Source organism: Caballeronia grimmiae (assembly GCF_022879615.1).
GTDB classification, from domain to species: domain Bacteria; phylum Pseudomonadota; class Gammaproteobacteria; order Burkholderiales; family Burkholderiaceae; genus Caballeronia; species Caballeronia grimmiae.
In genome coordinates this window covers 647,391-665,561 of the sequence record NZ_CP084273.1, presented here as the reverse complement: position 1 = coordinate 665,561, position 18,171 = coordinate 647,391, and the positions used below count along the sequence as shown (strand labels likewise).

The following is an 18,171-nucleotide window of genomic DNA, read 5'->3' as shown; positions in this document are numbered from 1 at the left end:
GAGCGGCAGCCGGCGGCGTTTCACTCGGGCTACGCGGCGGTTCGCAGCACGTGACACCTCGAGAAGCGCCTCGTGCCTCGCACGAGAGCGCTTCGAACACCCTGCCCGCGTTAGCCCATCGCCCGAGCCGTCGCCTTGCGCGCAGCGCGCTTGCCGTTCGCCGAACGCCGCGCGGCGGCAATCTCAGGCTCGATCGAAACCTCGTCAGCATCGACGGGTTCCGCGACCTCGATCTCCTCCGGCGCTTCCTCTGCATCGGCGACTTCCTCCGCATCGGCAGCCTCTTCGGCCCGGGCTTGATCGTTTGCGTCGGCAAGCTGGCGAATGGCTTCGAGTTCCGCCGCGAGATGCCCGATCAGTTCCTGGGACTCTTCCTGCGACAGCGCATGACGGCACGCGATGATGGCAAAGTCCATCGACCAGGCATAGCTCTGCACGGTGATGTTGACCGCGAGGCTGTGATACGGGAAAGGCACCGGATAGTAATGCACCATGCGAGCGCCGGCCATGTAGAGCTGAATCGGCAAGCCCGGCACATTCGAGATCAGCACGTTGGCGATGCTCGGCAAGCGGCTCGGCAAACCCGAACGGCCATAGAGCGACGCCAGTCCCGTCAGCAGCCATGGCGCGCCGACGAGCGGAACCTGTGCGCCGAGCACCGGTTTCAGTTCGCGAACCATCGCCTTCGCCGCCTCCGACGACTCGTGGATCGCCTTGAAGCGCTCGCCGAGGTCCGCGATATCGGTCGCCAGGTCGACCCGCACCGCCGAAACCTGGTTGTTCATCGACTTGTCGTCGTCGGTGCGCAAGCTCACCGGCACCTGCCGCGATCAGCGGCGAATCGGGCAGCAGATCGCGCTCGGCCAGAAAGCGGCGCAGCGCGCCGCTGCACAGCGCCATCACGAGCGTATTGACCGTGCCGCCGACGCGCGCGCTGAGCGTCTTGACCTCGTCGAACGGCAAGGACATCGTGCTGTACGAACGCTGGTTGGTAATCGACTCGTTGAAGATGGTCTTCGGCGCGAGCCCGAGATTCAGCGAGCGATTGCCATCGGTCAGCCTGCGCGTGGCGATCACATGGCCGGCGGTGCCGATCGCCTTCAAAGCCGTCGGCAGCAGCGCGCCGATTTCGGTGTACAGCTTCGTCGTGTTCGTGGCCGCGGCGCGCAGCAGTTCCAGCATGCCGAGTTGTGACGAGTAGCTACGGCGCGAACGGCGCGGCGGCGGCACTTCGCGCACCACCGGCGATACGTCGTAAAGCACCTTGCCCATCTCGACAGCGGCCTTCCCGTCGATCGTCGCGTGGTGCACCTTCGTGTAGTACGCGACCTGCCCGTTGTCGAGCCCGTCGATCACGTAGGCTTCCCACAGCGGACGGCTGCGATCCAGCAGCGACGAATGCAGCCGCGCGACGAGTTGTTCGAGCTGCGCCTTCGTGCCCGGCTTCGGCAGCGTGAGGCTATGGACGTGATATTCGATGTCCACGTCGTCGTCTTCGACCCAGATCGGATCGGCCAGTTGAAAAGGCATCTGCGCGAGCTTGCGATGAAACAGGCTGCACAAGTGCAGGCGCTTCGTTAGCAACGCCTTCACATCCTCGTAGAAGTCTCCCTTATAGCCCTCGGGAAGCTCGAATAGCATGAGACTGCCGATGTGCGTCGGCGTCTCCGGCGTTTCCAGATGCAAAAACGCGGCGTCTGTACTGCCCAAATGTTCCATTGCTTTTCTCCAATGTGTCTGGTCTTGTCGCCGCGCGCGAGCGGTCGATGCGATGTCCCGGTCGGAGCCTTCCCGCCGCGCGCGTCCGGGATGCCTTACGACGCGTCCGTCGCCTGCACCGGTTCCGGCATTCTTTCGAGCCGTGCCTGCAGCCGCTCCTGCAACACCCTCCACGCTCTGACGCGCACGCACGCGTCGAGCTGCACCAGCTCATTCCAGCCCTGCATGGCCCGCTCGACGCTCTTCTGCGCCAGCACCGGGCCCTGAGCGAAGGCCATCGGGTTCATCAGGCTCTTGAACAGCTCTCTGACCTGCGTCAGCTCTTCGGTGACGAGCGCATTGCGCCGTTCGCGCAGCGCCCGCAGACCCTCGTACATCTCGCGGTTCGCCTGATGCAGCGCGTCCACGTCCTTGCGATGGAACTCCGCCATGCGCCCGAGATCCATGCCCATGCGAGGGACTTTGAGACTTTCCATGAATCTGCCAATTGCGCCCAGGCCCGGGATCGACGATGGCCTTGCCGTTGCCGATGCCGTCTCTCGTGTCGTGCTCGTTTCCATTTTTTATCCTCTAGTGAAGTCCAGCGGGTTGTGAAGCATGAGATGCAGCGAGAAGCGAGTGTGAAGCGAAAATTGAAGCGCGTTGAAGCGCGTTGAAGCGGGGTGAAGCGGGTCGATGCGAGCGATGAGGCAATAAAAATCAGGCGTTGACGAATCGTTCTCCGCGGTTCGGGTCGCGATAGACGAAGCGCCGCAAGCCCGACTCTCGATCGAACGGCCGCCATTGGCCTTCCGCTTGCGCGAGACGGTCGGCTATTGCAAACATGACGGCGGGGTGATGAGCGAGCCCGCAATGACTGCTTTCCACCTCGATGTTTTCGGACGTCGCGCTCACTCGTTCCAGACAGCCTTGCCAGTTGACGACGCCATCGGTGCGCGTGAAGATCGCGGTGGCCGGAACCGGCGGCGGCTGCTTCATGAGATCGCGGTCGGGCCAGTCATCCGCTTTGCGGCCGCTGAGCTTTTCGTAGCACTTCCAGCCGTGGTTCGCATACGGTTCGCCCGCGAACGGACTGCCGAGCGTGATGACGCTGCGCACCAGCTCCGGTGCTTGCCGCGCCAGCTCGCGCGCGAAGATGCCGCCGAGACTCCAGCCGATGACGCTGACCTTCTGTCCGTAACGCTCCGCCAGTGATTCGAGGCGCTTGCGCATGTTGTCCTCGACGCCTTGGCGCGGCCCCAGGTTCGTGCCGAGGCTCCATCCATGGGGTTGATATCCACGATTGCGCAGAAACATGCGCAGCGGTTTCGTCGACAGATCGCTGGCGATGAAGCCCGGCAGCACCAGCACCGGATGGCCGTCGCCGGAAGGGGCGAACTGCAGCAGCAATGGCGCGACGGCGCAACAGACACCAAGTTCGCCGATGGCCCGCGACTCGAGCATCAGCCAGTATTTCGACGGCGGCGCTGAAGGATCCAACTGTGAAAACATAGAGCGTTCCTCTTGTTATTGATGCAAGGATTCCGCGCTGCGTGACAAGACCGGAGCGCGGGCGTTGAACGTGGAGTCGCGGCCGTTGTTGCGTCCAGCCGCTGCGATGCGAAAGGCCGGGCAGGAGCGAAATGGCACGCTCCTGCGCCGTATGTCGCTTAGGCGATATCGCCGTTGGCGATCGGTTGTCTCGCCTGCGCCGCCTTGCGCGGCTGCAGGACGAAGTGGGACAACGCGGGAATCAGGACGAGCGCGCCAACCATGTTCCAGAGGAACATGAACGTGAGCAGGATGCCCATATCGGCCTGGAACTTGATCGGCGACCACGCCCAGGTCACGACCGCCGACGCCAGCGTCACCCCGATCAGCGCGATCACCTTGCCGGTGAAATTGAGCGCCTCGCGATACGCATCGGCGAGTGAGCGGCCCTGGCGTTGCAGCGACAACTGCACGCTCAGCAGATACAGCGCATAGTCCACGCCGATGCCCACGCCCAGCGCGGTCACGGGCAGCGTCGCCACCTTCACGCCGATGCCGAGCACGACCATCAGCGCCTCGCACAGAATCGACGTGATGACGAGCGGCACCACCGCGACGACGACCGCGCGCCAGTTCCGAAACGTGATGAAGCACAGCACGATCACCGCTGCATACACGAGGAGCAGCATCCTGTGGTTCGCCTTCTCCACGGCGATGTTCGTCGCCGCTTCGATGCCCGCGCTGCCCGCTGCGAGCAGGAACTGCCGGTCGGGACTGCCGTGCTGCGCGGCGAACGTCTCGACCGCCGACACGACCCGCTTCAACGTCTCCGCCTTGTGATCCGACAGATAGGCGACAACGGGCGCGACCGAGCGCGTGTTGTTGACGAGTTCGGGATTGGCGACGGACGCGTTGTTCACGGCATCGGTGGAGACGCTCGGATCGCGGCTGATGGTCATCCAGCGCGGATCGCCCTCGAAGCCCGCCGCCGTGTTGCGCCGGCTCACGCCGCTGATCGACATCGTCGTCTGGACGCCCGGGAGATCGCGCAGCGTCTGCTCCAGGTTGTCCATCTCGATGAGCGTCCAGAAGTCGTTCACCTGTCCGGCGGGCGTCTTCGTGATGACCGCGAACTGGTCCGTCGACAGGCTGTAGTGCCCGGTGATGTACGCGTTGTCGCGGTTGTACAGCGAGTCCGGCCGCAACTCGGGCGCGCCGGGATCGAGATCGCCGATCTTCAGATGTTGCCCGATGAGCAAGCCGCCCGCCGTCAGCAAGCCCGCGCACAACACGGCGGCCGTGGCCGGGCCGCGCCGCGTGAACGGCGTCAGGAGCCGCACGAACGGATGGTCGTCGCTGGCGCGCAGGCTGCGCGTCGCCGCCGCTGGATTGACGCCGACATACGACAGCAGCACGGGCAGGAACACCAGATTGGTGAAGATGAGCACGGCCACGCCGACGCTCGCCGACAGCGCGAGACCGCGGATCACCGGAATGTCGATCAGCATGAGCACCGCGAAGCCGACCGCATCCGCGAGCAGCGCCGTCAGCCCCGCGAGGAAGAGGCGGCGGAACGTGTAGCGCGCCGCGACGTAACGGTCGGTGCCACGGCCGATGTCCTGCATCACGCCGTTCATCTTCTGCGCGCCGTGCGATACGCCGATCGCGAAGATCAGGAACGGCACGAGCATCGAATACGGATCGAGATCCACGCCCATCAGATGCACGATCCCGAGCTGCCAAAGCACCGCCGTCAGCGAGCACCAGATGACGAGCGCGGTGCTGCGCAGACAGCGCGTATAGCCGAAGATCACCACCGCCGCGATCGCCGCCGCAACTGCGAAATACAAGGCCACCTGCATGAGCCCGTGGATCAGATCGCCGACCAGTTGCGCGAAGCCGATGACATGCACGCTGACGCCATTGCCGGCCTGCTGACGCGCCTGCTCGACGGCATCGCGCACCGCGCGCGCATCGACGGGGCGGCCCGTATCGGCGTAGTGATCCAGCAGCGGGACGAAGATCATGCTCGAACGCAGATCGTTGCCGACCAGCGAGCCGGCGATGCCCGCGCGCCCCACGTTCGTCTGCAACTGCGCGATGCTCGCCGCCGATCCATCGAAATTGTCGGGCATCACCGGCCCGCCGCGAAACCCTTCTTCGGTCACCTCCGTCCAGCGCACGACCGGCATCCACAGCGACTTGACGAACGAGCGGTCCACGCCCGGAATCAGATAGATGCGGTCGTTGATCTCGCGCAGCGTCTTGAGATAGGCGGCGTCGTAGATATTGCCGTTACGATTCTCAACGACGATGCGCACCGAGTTGCCGAGCCCCCTCAGCGAACCGACGTTGTCGAGATAGTTCCGAATGAAGGGACTCGACTGCGGCATCATCCGTTCGTATTGCGCGGTGATTTCGGACCGCGCCGCGAAGAAGCCGAGCACGACCGTCAGCAGCGCGCACACCGCGACGATCCACACGCGATGATTGAAGATGAGCCGCTCCAGCCGCGACCCGGATGCCGATTGGAAGTCCGCACGGTTGCGGATGACCGGCATCGCGTCGACGCGCTGCCCGTCTGAAGACATAGCCATGTTGAGTGTTTCCCGAAGTCAGCGTTGTTACTGGAGTGCGGCCGTGCGCATGCCATCCATTCCTGAAAGCACCACATCCTGTCCGGACGATGCCTGCACGCCGGTCGTCGTCACGGTGCGGCCGGCCTTGAGCATGCGAAACGCAACCGCGTTCCGGTCGGCGAGCGCGATTTCGCCCGACGCCGTCACGAAGACGAACGTCTGCCGTTGCGCGATATAGACCCCGCTTGTGACGAGACCGTGCAGCGGACTGTCGATGCGCGTCCAGCTCGCGCCGCGATCGGTGCTTCGGTATAGCGTGCCCTTCAGCCCGTACGCGACCAGCACCTGCTCATTGCCCGTCACGCCGAAGAGACTGCCGGCATAGCCCGTTTCGACTGCGCGGAACTTGCCTGCGGCCTTGTCGAGCCGGAATACCGTGCCTTTCTCCGCCGCGATGAAGACCTCGCCCCCGACCTCGCTCACGCCCTGCAGATGCAGAAACCGCGGATCGTCGATGCGTTCCAGCGCCGGCACCCAGGTCCTGCCGCCGTCTTCGGTGGCGACGGCCATGCCGAATGGCCCGACCGCCAGGCCGTGCTGCGTGTCCTTGAACCACACGCCGAGCAGCGGCAGCGATGGCCCGGCCTTGTAGTTGAGCGCCAGTTGATCGAGATACGGCTGCAGCGTGGCGTCGCCGGCGTCGATGCGCACCTTGTAGTCCTGGATCAGCGCGGTGGCCGCGACGCGGCCGTCGAACTGCTTCTCCCAGGTCCGCCCGCCATCCGCGGTATGCAGGATGACGCCGTCGTGGCCAGCCGCCCATCCTTCGCGCGGTACCGGAAAGGTGACGGCGAGCAGGTCGCTGCGCACCGGCGACTGCACCTGGGTCCAGCTCTTGCCGCCGTCATCGGACGAGACGATCAGCCCGCGCATGCCGACCGCAATGAAACGCTGCCCCGCCCGCGCAACCGACATGAGCGGCCGCCCCGCGACGCTTTCGTGCATCACCGCCGCGATGTCGAGCGGATCGGCGAACGGGTCACGGGTTGTCGCGCCCAGGCTCGACTGAGCGCCCGCGAAACTCACGACCGCGGTAATCGACGCGGCAAGCAGCGCCCGCCTGCAAGCCGGGCTTGCGTGATAGTGCTTGAACATCCGATGCCCTCCTTCGTTTGAACGCGGGCCGCCGCGCGGCGGCCCGGTCGACTACCTCAGACTCGAATGCTTGCTTCGCTTAGCGAAGCCCCGTTCCCGCCATGCCCGCAGGTGTGAAGAGATTCGGCTTCTCGAGCTTCTCGGCGACGCGAAGCTCCGGCTTGCCGCGCGAGTTGGCTGTGAAGTACGAGAAGTAGTTGCCCTTTTGCAGGTCGTAGAAGGTGTTCGCGCTGATGAACACGCCGCCGCCGCCGTCGTAGTAATTGATCGGATAGTCGAGACCCACGCGCCACAGCTTGCCGTCATGGCCGTAGCCATCCGCTTCCATCAGCGTCCAGCTATCCTCGTCCACGAAGAAGACACGTTTGGAGTACGCATGGCGCGCATCCGGCTTGAGCGTCGCTTCCACCACCCACACGCGATGCTTCTCCCAGCGCAGCGCTTCAGGCTTGATGTGCTTCGGGCCATACACGTCGTCGACAGGAAGCTGCGAATACTCGTAGTTGTTGTACGGAACGTACATCTCCTTCTTGCCGATCAGCTTGAAGTTGAACTTGTCCATGCGGCCGGCGAAGAGCTTGGCCTCGTCCCAGAAAAGCGCTCCGCCATAGGCGGCCGTCGGCGTGTCGTACTTGTAGTCGGGCGCCATCCGCACACGGCGTTGCGCCGGGAAGTACGCCCAGCTCACCTGATCGGTTTCCGAATAATTGATCGAGTAATCGACGAGGTTCGCGGAGCCTGCCTGCGTGGCCGGCGTAAGCAGCGTCAGCCACATGCGGTCCTGCGGCCCCTTGAACTTGCCGCCCGCGAGCGCCTGATCGTAATACGGCTTGTACTCGATGACGTTCATGATCGGCAGTTCCGTGCGCCCGCCCGCGGAGTCGACGAGATAGGCACCGACGTTCTTCGCTTCGTACTGCGTGCGGCGATACCCGAGCTGCGCGTTCCACATCACTTCGTAGCCGGACTTCGGAATCGGGAACGGGATGCCGCCGAACGCGCCATCGACGCCATCGCCTTCGACCTTGCCGACCAGGTTCGCGCTCGTCGCGTTCTTCAGCGTGTTGTCGAGCACCCATTGCGGATAGTGCATCGTCCGGCGCGTCGGGTAGACGTCGAGGCGGAACTCCGGGAAGCGCTTCAGCAGCGCCTGCACGCCCGGCGTCAACTGGTCCGCGTACTGCGCCATGTTCGCCGCGTTGATGCTGCGGATCGGCTTGTCGTTCTTGAACGGGTCCGGCCACGTGCCGCTGTTCGGAACGAAATCGGCCGGTCCCTTCGTCAATCCGCCCTTGTACTCGGGAATCGAGCCATCGCTCGAAGCGGCCTTCTCCGCGCCGAATACGGTGAGCGTCGTGCCGAGCTGCTTCGCCTCTTCCGCCGATATCGCCGCGAGCGCCCCGGCGGCATGCAGCGTCACGACGCCTGCTGCGACGAGTTGAATGAATGTCTTCATGGACTTGTCTCCTTTCATTATCGATGTATGCATCAGAACCACGATTGAACGGTCAGCGAAACCCACGGGCGATCGTTGAGATCGAAGAGCCCGCTGCCGCTCGACGCGTACGTGAGCCCGCTCGGCGTGACCGAGGTGCCGTTGACGTGCGCGTGATAGCCATTGAAGGCAAGAGTCACGGTGGCCTTCTGGCGCACGAGCGCCTGGAGGCCGACCGAGAAATTGAAGAATCCCTGGCCCGCTGCCGACGAGCCCGGATTCTGCGGATTGTTGCCGTACAGGCCGACGGTCATCGACGTCGGCATGCTCAGATCGACGCCGGGGAAGACCTGCAGCCATTGCGGATTGAACTGCATGCCCAGGCCGACATAGTCCCTCGTCGAGCACCCGTTCCACTTGTTGTTGCTCGGGCAGCCGCGATAGCCCACGCCGTTATAGATGGCCGCGTTGTTCCTCACGGACAGCAGGTGCGAGTACGCCAGTTCCGTGGTCAGGGAGCCCGTTTGCCAGAACGGCGTGTTCGGCAGCGGGATGATCGCGTTGGCGATCAGGTTGAGCACGTCGCCCGTTGCGCCTTCCGTCTGATTCGCGATGTTCGAGCTCAACGCGGTGTTGAGCGCCGTGCCGCGCCGCCATGACGCCTCGAAGCCCGTCGCCGCGTTGCCGATCGTCGTTTCCATGCTGATGCCGAACAACTGCGCGCCACGGTTGTAGGCGAGGCGATAGTCGGTCGGCAAGCCGTTCTTCCAGTTCGTCAGCACCCACGGCTGCGACTCGTCGAAGCGGCGATAGTAGAAGCCAATCTGGCCGCTGAGAAAGCTCGGCGTCCAGCCGAGCTTGACGCCGAAGTTGTTGTCGATATCGGGCGGCGTGATCGACGGCCCCTGATGAACGAAGACGGGCACCCAGCCACCCGGACGGCCCACGCGCGAACCCGGCAGCGTCGTCACGAGAAGACCGGAGGGGCCCTGCGCGATGGAGTCGTTCGCCTGGAGGTAGGTGCCGCCCGTCGCCAGCCGGTTATAGGTCCAGCCGAGCGCGTATTGTCCCGAGAGCGATACTTCCGGCGTCACCTGCGCCGTCACGCTAACCTGCGGGCGCGGCAGCAGCAGTTCCTTCGTTTGCGTGCCGGGCGAGCTGAGGCCCTTGATGCTGTCGAGCGCGCCCTGCGCCACGGAGATGCCCGCGAAGGGGAACAGCAGCGAGTTGCCCCAGTATTCGGTGAACTGACCGGCCTTCACGTATACGGCCTTGCCGGCGACGTCCGCGTTAAGGAACGCGAAGCCGTCGAGCAGTTGTGCGCCCTGCACGTAGTAGCGGTTCGTGAACGAGCCGTACTGCCGGTTCGGATAAGCCGCTAGCGACTGATACGTGACCGCCGGCAAGCCGCCGCCTGCCGGGGCGAACACGCCGGGATTGGTCGCGTTGCCGCTGCCGTACGCGAAGTCCTTCCACGCCGATCCCGACAGCTTGAAGCCCACGTAGCCCTTATACGCAGCCGTGAACTCCGACACCATCGACACCCGATTCGTGACGATGTCGCCCGCATGACGAAACTTGTAGTCGCCGTCATCGAAGTTCGGATTGTTGCCGATCAACGGATCGATTCCTCTCGCGCGCATGCCGATGGTGTACGTGACTGTGTTGTCCCAGTTCACTTCCCAGTCGGATGAAGGCGTGTCGATCTTGAAAGCGTACGCATTCGACGTCAGAACCGCTGCGATGAGCCCGGCGAGAATTGTCAGGCGTGGCGGCTTCTTGTTCTCTTCTCGGATAAAGCAAGACATGCTTGTGCTCCCCCAACCAATATTGTCGGTGACTTATTATCAAGATACCTAATCAGTAACGCGTTGATGAACCTTGCCGATACGCTGTCTGCTACGTTCATCGAGACACATCGTCTTCGCACAGGAACGCCCGGGAAGCGACGGAACAAGAGGCTAGTGGTCTCCTCGCACTGCTTTGTCCTGCTGATGTTCCTGACTGCTAGGTTGCCAGCAGTGGCACCCTCGACGCCCCCTTGAAAAGAGGGGGGTGGGGTTTACGTCATTTTTTGGATTGCGAAGCGAGCGTGGCTCACCGCAGCGACGGCTGCACGGCAGATCTCAATCGACGCGCCCGGACAGCCGGACGGCGCTTTCCGCCCGGCTGCGGTTCACGCTAGAAAGCCTCAATCGACTTCGACGATGACCTTCTGCCCTAGCTCCGCCCAGATCGGCGCACGCGGCAAATAATATTTCTCGATGGCTGCGCGCCGGAACTTCATCGTCGGCGTCATGAAACCGTTTTCCACGTTCCAGATGTCCTTCACGAGCACGACGAAAGCGAGCTTCTCGTGGCCTTCCAGCGCCTCGTTGGCGCTGTCGAGCAGCCCTTGCATGTCGGTGCGCAACGCGTGCGCCGACTGACCGTCCTTTAGCTCGTCGCGCGCAGCCGGCGACAGCATCAGCAGCGCGAATGGCTGCGCATAGCCCGGACCCGTCACGCAGACAGCCTCCACTTTCGGATGGCTCAGCCGATGTTCGATCGGCACCGGCGCGACGTACTTGCCCTTGCTCGTCTTGAAGATTTCCTTGACGCGCCCGGTGATCTTCAGCCGGCCCATCTCGTCGAATTCCCCGCGATCGCCGGTGCGGAAAAAACCGTCCTCGCTCATGCTTTCCTTCGTGAGCTCGGGTTCGCGGTAGTAGCCGAGCATCATCGTCGGCGACTTCAGCAGGATTTTCCCGTTATCGTCGATACGGCATTCGACGCCCGGCATCGCCTGACCGGAATAGCCGAGCCGCACCTGACCGGGACGGCTGTAATGCGAGTACGAGAAGTTCTCCGTCATGCCGTAGACATCGAGAAGTTCCAGCCCGATCGCTCGATACCACTCCGTGATTTCCGTCGACAGCGGCGCGGAGCCGGTGAACGCAATGCGGGTGGCGTCCAGTCCGAGCGATGCGAGGACGCGCCGCTTGAGCGCGTCAGCGTCGGGCGACGCGGTGTGCAGCAACGCCTGATCGGTCGCCGACAGACGCGCGCCGGCCGCCTGATAGAACTTGGTCCAGAGCCGCGGCATCGAGATGAACACCGTGGGCCGTGCGCGCAGCAGATCCTGCATGGAGGTGGCGAGGCTGTCGTTGAAGAAGACGCGGAAGCCGTGGCACAGCGAGTTCGCCTCGACGAACGACCGCTCCGCCGTATGCGCAAGCGGCAGATAGGACAAGACGCGATCGCGCGGATGCATGTCGCAGAATTTCCCGGCTTCGACCGCATAGGTGTAGATGGCCTCGAAGCTGTGCATCGCGCCTTTCGGACGGCCTGTGCTGCCCGACGTGAAGATGATCGTGGCGACGTCCCCCGGTTGCGGCAGGAACACGTCCTGCAACGGTTGATGCCGTGCGGCGAGCGCGTCCCATTGCGGCGCATCCGGCACGGCGGACGTCCGCGGCAAGCCGACCAGTTGCACGCGCGATGGCAAGGCCTTTCGAACCTCGTTCCAGCCGTCCGTGTTCTCATCCAGCTTGCCGACGAACATCATCCTCACGTCGCAATATTCGACGATATAGCGCGCCGTCTCGGCGCCGATGCTCGGATAGAGCGGCACCGACACATGCCCCGCGAACCAGATGGCCAGGTCCGCGATGATCCAGTGCGCCGAGTTCTTCCCCGCGATGGAGATGGCGCTGCGCGGCGGCAAATCCTGTGACTGCAGCCACGCCGCGATGCGCCTCGCTTCGTCGCCCACTTGACGCCATGTGTAGTCGATCACCTGCCCGTCAGCCGTGGGCTCGGTCAGATAGATTGCATCGGGCTGCACCTGTTCCCAGTGCAGGAAGCGATGCACCAGGGTGTTCGTCTCTTTGCCGCTCATGTCTGTCTCCACTCTTGTATTTTGTCTGGCCCGACTTTTCAGCAATGCGTAATTCTCAGGGTCTTGCTACTGCATAAAACGTGTCTCACGGGAAGGTTTGGCGAATCGCCGCACGCCAATGCCTTCGGCGGTAAGCGACAGCAATCAATGGCCCGGAAAGAAAGATACGCATTTGGCATGCACAGATACCCACCCGTTTATAGGGGGGACCAAGCGGTGGATCGCGTCAGTTTATGCCTGAAGAAGCGCGCCGTATCGCGCGGCGAGGCGTTGAACCCGGCGGGGAGCGGATCGCCATCGTGGTTTGACCGGACTGGCAACAATCGATCGAATATTGCTAGCACCCGTCATGTGCGATTTTGTCTCAGCGATCCCGCCGCCGGATCAGGCGCGTGATCACCAGAAAGCTGGCGAACATCGGCACGCTGCCCGGAAGAGACTCGCGCCGATCACCGCAGGGCAGCCGCGACGTCAGGCATATAGACCGGCCACACGGGATGCGAGGCAGGCGCGAATTCGATGGACGCGATGGAGAAACGTTCCCAGGGTCGATCGACTGGTCAAGCGCATAAGCGCCATGGACTGGATCTGCTCAACGCTGGCATCGGATTCTCGACGTCGGCTTCGGGCTTCATGGCGCCGGTCGCCGCGCGCGTGCGCGAAGAAGCCGGTATTCCGGTGGCGACAGCATGGGGCATGGACGAACCGGCGACCGCGACTGCGGCGCATCGAATCGATTTTGCGATGATCGCCCGCGCATCTCGCCGATCCGCACTATCCGTTGAGTGCGGCACGTGAGTTACAGGTGCGCAAGTCGTCGACGGTGTTGCCAGCCCAATATGCGTACTGGCTGGCGCGTTATCCGGGTCCGAAGAACGGCAACCGGTGGATTGAACCTGCTCGCGCGGCCATCGACGGCGACGCGTCTGAAGCGCGCATCGCCGACACTGGCCGCGTAGTCACATCAAGAGCCTTTATAGACGTTACACGGCAGCCCCGCCGGGCAGTTGGCCGGGTTGCGTCCCCGCACCCACTCGCCATAGTTGCGCGCACCGGCGTTGGTATCGCCATAAGTGGAACCGCCGTAGTCCGAGCCTTTATACGTGGATGGGCCGTAGGTGGCCGTGCTTGCGTCGGTGGTGTGCGATCCGCCTGCCATCGGCGCGCTCTGCTCTTGTGCGATAGCAGCCCCACTCGAGATCAGAACGCCAGCGGCGGCAACCGTGAAAAGATGACGTAGTTTCATGTTGATTCCTCTCGCAAGTTAGTTCGCTGCGGCGGAACATTGCAGCTCGTATCCGCGCCCTCAGCGGTATTCGTCTGAGCAACCGGCATACCTGCTATACGCATGCAACTCCCGCTGACGAGTCGCTTTTCACTTCAATATGCGTACGACCATGTGCCGGCTAACGCACGGCATTCACGCGAGCTGGCTGTCAAACGCCTCGTTCTCAACAAGAGCGCGGAACTGATCGAGCGACATCGGACGACCGGTCAGAAAGCCTTGCACGACATCACAGCCCGCATCGACGAGCCAGGCTAGCTGCCTTGGCTCTTCGACGCCTTCGGCCACCGCCTGCAAACCGAAGCTATGCGCCATCGAGAGAATCGCCGTCACGATGGATTGCCCATCCTCGGGAATGCGCTCGATGAACGAGCGGTCGATCTTGAGCGCGTTCACGGGGAACGCATGCAGGTACGAAAGCGACGAATAGCCCGTGCCGAAATCGTCGATGGACAACAGCACGCCCGCCTCCCGAAGCCGGTTCATCACGTCGATGGCGGTTTCGCGATTCGCGATCAGATGACTCTCGGTAAGCTCCAGTTCCAGCAATGCCGGAGCAAGTCCGCTTGCACCGAGGGCGGCCATCACGTCGGGGACAAAGTTCGGATGCCTGAGCTGTCGCGCCGACACGTTCACCGCGACGCGCACGGCTGCGCCCGGGCACGAGGCATTCCACGCCGCCGCGGCCACGCATGCCCGCTGCAGCACCGTACGCCCGAGCAGTACGATCAGATCGCTGTTCTCGGCGATCGGAATGAACTCTCCCGGCGATACGTCGCCCTCTTCTCCATGCGTCCAGCGCGCCAGCACTTCCGCTCCGACCAAGGTGCCGCTGCCGCATTCGAACTGCGGCTGAAAGACGAGGTCGAGCGCATCGCTCTCCACGGCCTTGCGCAACTCCGCTTCGAGATACGCGCGGCGGTGCGCGGCGTCCATCATCTCCGCGGAGAATCCCACGACCGTATTCTTGCCCCGGCTTTTCGCTTCGTACAGCGCGATATCGGCGCTCGTCATCAGGCTGCCGCTATCGTTGCCGGCTTCGGGGAAGCTCGCGTAGCCGATGCTCGCCGTCACGTTGATCTCGCGCCCGCAAAGCGGGGCCGGCCGGCAAAGCGCGGCGCCGATCTCGCCCGCGAGTTCCGCGACCGCCGCGCGCTTCCACGTGCTCGTCAGCGTCACCGCGAATTCGTCGCCGCCCATGCGGCTGACCATCGCGCGTCCGCCAACGGTGCTTTCGAGTACATAGGCGACGTGCTGAAGCAGTTGATCGCCCGCGCCGTGGCCGAGCGTATCGTTGACGGTCTTGAAGTCGTCGAGGTCGATCAGGACGAGCCCGAGATAGCGGCTCGGCTCCTTCGCGCTTGTGAGCCGCTCATCGAGCGACTCATAGAACGTGCGGCGGTTAGGCAGTTTCGTGAGCGGATCGGTGCGTGCGAGATATTCGAGCTCACGTTCGGCCTCGCTCACGCGCCGCCGCATGCGGTTCATCACGAGCGTCGAAATCGATAACGCGCCGAGACACGCGACACCGAGAAAGCACGCGTATTGCAAGAGCTGCCGGCGCACAAGATCGCTCGTTGCGACCAGCACCACATATCCAAGCAGATGGCCATTGTGTTCGATGGGCGCACGCACGAATACATCATCGAGCGAGAGCGTGGTGCGATGTTCCGTCGATTGCAGCGTGCCCTCTGCCGCTTCCTCCGGCGTGATGCCTCCACGCGCATAGCGAGTGAACAGCTGCCCATCCTTGCGATAGACGCTCAGGCTTTGAACATAAGCCACGCGCCCAAGCGAGCGCAGCACGTCTTTCGTCGACCGTTCGTCTTCGAACATCAGCGACGCACTGATGTTCTCCGATATCACCGACGCCTGCAGCGTCGCATCGTCATATAACGCGCTGCGAAAGGCCACGGCCTGATACAGCAACAGGACGATGCTCGCGGCCACGAGCGCGATGCCGACACTCACCAGATTCGCGCGGACCGTGAGGCGTCCCGTGCTGCCCTTACGCGTGTTCGTGGCTATCACTTGAGCCTCCTTGCGAGCCGCAGCAGCTTGGAACTGAGCACGAGCTTGCGGCGCGTGGCTTCGCCATTGTTGATTTCGAAGCGCAGATGATCGTCTTCGGCGACCAGCGCGATGACGGCCTCGCCGTGTGTGATCGCGCCAACGCCCGCGATGATGAGCAAGGCATCGTCGGAGGCGAACGCTTCGCGCATTTCGCCGCTCGTTCCGTCGTTGCCGGCGATGGCCAGCACGTCGCAATCGGCGAGCGGCTTGTCGGCGAGGCTCGTAAACCGCCACACGCGCGCACCGACCGCACGGCCATTCAATGCCGCCAGTGCTTCGCGCAGCGGGCTGCGCGCGCTGGCGCAGACGCGCAATTCAGCGTTGCCCATGCGATCGGCGGGCCACTGCGTGAATTGCGTGAAGTTGAAGATGTACGCGCTTTCGAGCCTGCGAAGATCGGTTTGCGCATGCGCGCACCATGCCCCGGCCCCACCGGCCGTGAAGAGACATAGTGCAAGGCATCGACGCAATGACATCATCAGAATCCGTAGACCAGTCTGGCGAGCAGCGTGCGGCTCTGCTGCGCGATCACGTTCTGCTTGAAGCCGGGCCCGGCGGGATCCGCATAGCGGCGATCGAACACGTTATAGAGCGACACCGACGCATCCGCACGCGGCACCAGCTTCCGGCTATGCACGGTCACATTCGCGATGCAGTACCCGCTCGCTGAGCCGGTTTGAGCAAACCGCGACGACATGCACTGCACCTCCGCGCCCGCGCGTGCACGCGCCGCGAAAAACGGCGCGCTGACGTTGAGCTTGCCCACGTGAAGCGGCGAGTTTTGCAATGCGCCGCCCGCGATGGAGTCCCGCGCGAGTTGATACGAATAGCTCGCGCGCACGCGCAGGCTCGTTGCGAACTGTTGCTGCCACGCGAGTTCCGCGCCGAGTGCCTGCGCGCGCTCGACGTTGCGAAAGACATAAAGACCCGTGCCAGGATCGATGGACTCGGTGATGACATCGCGCAGTCTGTAGCGATACAGCGTGACGGTCGCGCGTCCCATGCCGCCCAGCGCGCGTTCATAGACGAGTTCCTGCGTGCCGATATGCTCCGATTTCAACAAGGGATTCGCGAGCTGCCCGCCTTCGCCCGGAATGGCGTAGTACATCTCGTAGGCGTTCGGCGCACGGTATGCAGCGCCATAGATGAGCTTGAAGGTATCGCTCGGTGTTGGTTGCCAGATCAGCGCAATGCGCGGACTGAAGTTGCCGCCGACGTTGCTCTCGGTGTCGTAGCGGCCGCCGATATCGAGTGTGAGCGATTCGGCCAGTTTGATTTCATCGTCGACATAGACGCCGATGCGGTGACTCACCCGATGATCGTCGAGCAACTTCTCGTATGGATCGACGTCGTAGTTCCACTGGTCGCGCGCCGCGTTCATCGTGAAATCGACACCGAATACGATGCGATTGCGCGGCAGGGTTCGCACCGTCGCATGCACGTCGCCGCCGTACCAGAGCGCGTGATCGCCATCAACGTTCAATGTGCCGGGCGCGGGCACGCTGACTTGCCGGCTCGTGTAGTCGTAATGGCCGCCGTACAGTTCATAGTCGATCGCGATGTCGTCACGCACGGCCTGCCGGTAGGTGGCATCGACGAACGTATGCGTGTCCGTCACGCTGAACGGTGCGTTGAATGCCGCATCGTAAGGCGCGCCCGGCACGTTCTTCGTTCGATTGCCGTATCCGGCGCTGATGCGGAAATCGCCGATGCCGAACTTGGCGAACAGCTTCTGATTGCGCTCGCCATCGAGATTCCGGGCGACGCCATGATTCTGATCGGGGGTATCGAATTCGGGGTAATACAGGTCTTGGCCGTGACGTTCATACGCCGTGGCCGACAGCACGAGGTCGGCATTGCGTTCGCCGTGCCAGCCATAGGTCACGCGCGCCTGTTTCTCGCCGAAGCTGCCGAGCGCGCCTGCGATCTGCGCGCCGCCGATATCCGCGCCCTTCTTCGTGATTACGTTGACCGTGCCGAACAGCGCGTTCGATCCATACACGGCCGAACCCGGACCCGGTATGTATTCGATGCGTTCGACGAGATCCATGTCCACCGGAAAGTCCGAGCCGAGCGGCGCCTGATCGTAGACCGCATCGTTCAGCCGCATCCCGTCGACCAGCAGAAGGAAGCGGCTATTGTAGTCGCCCGGACGCTGAAACCCGCGCGCGCCGAGATACGAATACATGCGATCGGACGTGACATACAGCCCCGGCAGCGTGGCGAGGGCATCGGCAAGCGTGCGCCAGCCGTGGTCGCGAACATCGGCGGCCGTCAGGATCACGACCGCGGCGGGCGCGCTCGATGCCGGCTGCTCGATGCGCGTCGCTCCGCTAACGGTCATGTCCATCAGCGATTCGAGCGGCAGTGACGCGAGGTCATCGCTCGCCAGCGAGGAGGCGGCCGAGGCTTCGACAGGCGGCGTCCATATGCCGAGCATCACCGCCATGAACAGCCCGACAAGCGAAGGCAGCCATGCAACGGCGAAGCACGAAGTCAATGGAGAGGCAGCTGGGAGCAACATCTGTACGGCTTGTTATATTAACGTCTGTGCCTCCTTATCGGCATATGTGTC

Annotated in this window: 13 protein-coding genes and 1 pseudogene; 1 reads left to right on the top strand and 13 read right to left on the bottom strand. The window is 63.4% G+C overall.

The features are described from left to right. Positions 1-110: 110 nt before the first annotated feature. The 9 genes and pseudogenes from LDZ21_RS22315 to LDZ21_RS22275 all read right to left on the bottom strand — a co-directional run bounded on the left by LDZ21_RS22315 (position 111) and on the right by LDZ21_RS22275 (position 12,238). Positions 111-785, bottom strand: a complete 675-nt coding sequence (locus LDZ21_RS22315; RefSeq protein WP_244796156.1) for a WS/DGAT domain-containing protein — start codon at positions 783-785, stop codon at positions 111-113. A 175-nt stretch (positions 786-960) separates the two neighbouring features. Further along, positions 961-1,719, bottom strand: a pseudogene (locus tag LDZ21_RS22310) (wax ester/triacylglycerol synthase domain-containing protein); the annotation flags it as partial. A 95-nt stretch (positions 1,720-1,814) separates the two neighbouring features. Continuing rightward, positions 1,815-2,195 carry a hypothetical protein gene (locus tag LDZ21_RS22305; RefSeq protein ID WP_244796155.1) on the bottom strand — a complete coding sequence of 127 codons (381 nt, stop codon included), beginning with the start codon at positions 2,193-2,195 and terminating at the stop codon, positions 1,815-1,817. A 223-nt stretch (positions 2,196-2,418) separates the two neighbouring features. Beyond that, the gene (locus LDZ21_RS22300) at positions 2,419-3,210 is read right to left on the bottom strand and encodes an esterase/lipase family protein (protein ID WP_244796154.1); all 792 of its coding nucleotides are present in this window, start codon (positions 3,208-3,210) and stop codon (positions 2,419-2,421) included. Positions 3,211-3,368: 158 nt separating this feature from the next. After that, a complete protein-coding gene (locus LDZ21_RS22295; protein ID WP_244796153.1) occupies positions 3,369-5,786 on the bottom strand; it encodes an efflux RND transporter permease subunit in 2,418 nt (805 codons plus the stop codon). A gap of 27 nt (positions 5,787-5,813) precedes the next feature. Beyond that, positions 5,814-6,923, bottom strand: a complete 1,110-nt coding sequence (locus LDZ21_RS22290; protein ID WP_244796152.1) for a YCF48-related protein — start codon at positions 6,921-6,923, stop codon at positions 5,814-5,816. A 79-nt stretch (positions 6,924-7,002) separates the two neighbouring features. Continuing rightward, positions 7,003-8,379 (bottom strand): DUF1329 domain-containing protein, encoded by a 1,377-nt coding sequence (locus LDZ21_RS22285; protein ID WP_244796151.1) that lies wholly within the window; start codon positions 8,377-8,379, stop codon positions 7,003-7,005. Between the two features lie 32 nt (positions 8,380-8,411). After that, entirely contained in the window at positions 8,412-10,166 is a 1,755-nt protein-coding gene (locus tag LDZ21_RS22280; RefSeq protein ID WP_244796149.1) for a DUF1302 domain-containing protein, read from the bottom strand. 383 nt (positions 10,167-10,549) lie between these two features. After that, positions 10,550-12,238, bottom strand: a complete 1,689-nt coding sequence (locus tag LDZ21_RS22275; RefSeq protein ID WP_244796148.1) for an AMP-binding protein — start codon at positions 12,236-12,238, stop codon at positions 10,550-10,552. 519 nt (positions 12,239-12,757) lie between these two features. Between LDZ21_RS22275 and LDZ21_RS22270 the strand changes: the two genes are divergently transcribed. Then, positions 12,758-13,036 carry a hypothetical protein gene (locus LDZ21_RS22270; protein ID WP_244796146.1) on the top strand — a complete coding sequence of 93 codons (279 nt, stop codon included), beginning with the start codon at positions 12,758-12,760 and terminating at the stop codon, positions 13,034-13,036. A 166-nt stretch (positions 13,037-13,202) separates the two neighbouring features. Here the strand turns inward: LDZ21_RS22270 and LDZ21_RS22265 are convergent, their stop codons facing one another. From LDZ21_RS22265 to LDZ21_RS22250, 4 genes are all read right to left on the bottom strand, one after another. After that, the gene (locus LDZ21_RS22265) at positions 13,203-13,484 is read right to left on the bottom strand and encodes a hypothetical protein (protein WP_244796144.1); all 282 of its coding nucleotides are present in this window, start codon (positions 13,482-13,484) and stop codon (positions 13,203-13,205) included. A 174-nt stretch (positions 13,485-13,658) separates the two neighbouring features. Next, positions 13,659-15,554: a putative bifunctional diguanylate cyclase/phosphodiesterase gene (locus LDZ21_RS22260; RefSeq protein WP_244796142.1), complete on the bottom strand. Its 1,896-nt coding sequence runs from the start codon at positions 15,552-15,554 to the stop codon at positions 13,659-13,661. Continuing rightward, positions 15,551-16,075: a YfiR family protein gene (locus tag LDZ21_RS22255; protein ID WP_244796140.1), complete on the bottom strand. Its 525-nt coding sequence runs from the start codon at positions 16,073-16,075 to the stop codon at positions 15,551-15,553. The genes LDZ21_RS22260 and LDZ21_RS22255 overlap by 4 nt, the downstream gene beginning before the upstream one ends. Beyond that, positions 16,075-18,120 carry a TonB-dependent receptor plug domain-containing protein gene (locus LDZ21_RS22250; RefSeq protein WP_404980708.1) on the bottom strand — a complete coding sequence of 682 codons (2,046 nt, stop codon included), beginning with the start codon at positions 18,118-18,120 and terminating at the stop codon, positions 16,075-16,077. Before LDZ21_RS22250 ends, LDZ21_RS22255 begins: the two co-directional genes overlap by 1 nt. Between the last annotated feature and the right edge of the window lie 51 nt (positions 18,121-18,171).

Excerpts from the sequence above, each read along its gene's own strand:
- LDZ21_RS22315 (WP_244796156.1), bottom strand. The coding sequence starts at position 785 with ATGAACAACCAGGTTTCGGCGGTGCGGGTCGACCTGGCGACCGATATC.
- LDZ21_RS22305 (WP_244796155.1), bottom strand. The coding sequence starts at position 2,195 with ATGGAAAGTCTCAAAGTCCCTCGCATGGGCATGGATCTCGGGCGCATG.
- LDZ21_RS22300 (WP_244796154.1), bottom strand. The coding sequence starts at position 3,210 with ATGTTTTCACAGTTGGATCCTTCAGCGCCGCCGTCGAAATACTGGCTG.
- LDZ21_RS22295 (WP_244796153.1), bottom strand. The coding sequence starts at position 5,786 with ATGGCTATGTCTTCAGACGGGCAGCGCGTCGACGCGATGCCGGTCATC.
- LDZ21_RS22290 (WP_244796152.1), bottom strand. The coding sequence starts at position 6,923 with ATGTTCAAGCACTATCACGCAAGCCCGGCTTGCAGGCGGGCGCTGCTT.
- LDZ21_RS22285 (WP_244796151.1), bottom strand. The coding sequence starts at position 8,379 with ATGAAGACATTCATTCAACTCGTCGCAGCAGGCGTCGTGACGCTGCAT.
- LDZ21_RS22280 (WP_244796149.1), bottom strand. The coding sequence starts at position 10,166 with ATGTCTTGCTTTATCCGAGAAGAGAACAAGAAGCCGCCACGCCTGACA.
- LDZ21_RS22275 (WP_244796148.1), bottom strand. The coding sequence starts at position 12,238 with ATGAGCGGCAAAGAGACGAACACCCTGGTGCATCGCTTCCTGCACTGG.
- LDZ21_RS22270 (WP_244796146.1), top strand. The coding sequence starts at position 12,758 with ATGGACGCGATGGAGAAACGTTCCCAGGGTCGATCGACTGGTCAAGCG.
- LDZ21_RS22265 (WP_244796144.1), bottom strand. The coding sequence starts at position 13,484 with ATGAAACTACGTCATCTTTTCACGGTTGCCGCCGCTGGCGTTCTGATC.
- LDZ21_RS22255 (WP_244796140.1), bottom strand. The coding sequence starts at position 16,075 with ATGATGTCATTGCGTCGATGCCTTGCACTATGTCTCTTCACGGCCGGT.
- LDZ21_RS22250 (WP_404980708.1), bottom strand. The coding sequence starts at position 18,120 with ATGTTGCTCCCAGCTGCCTCTCCATTGACTTCGTGCTTCGCCGTTGCA.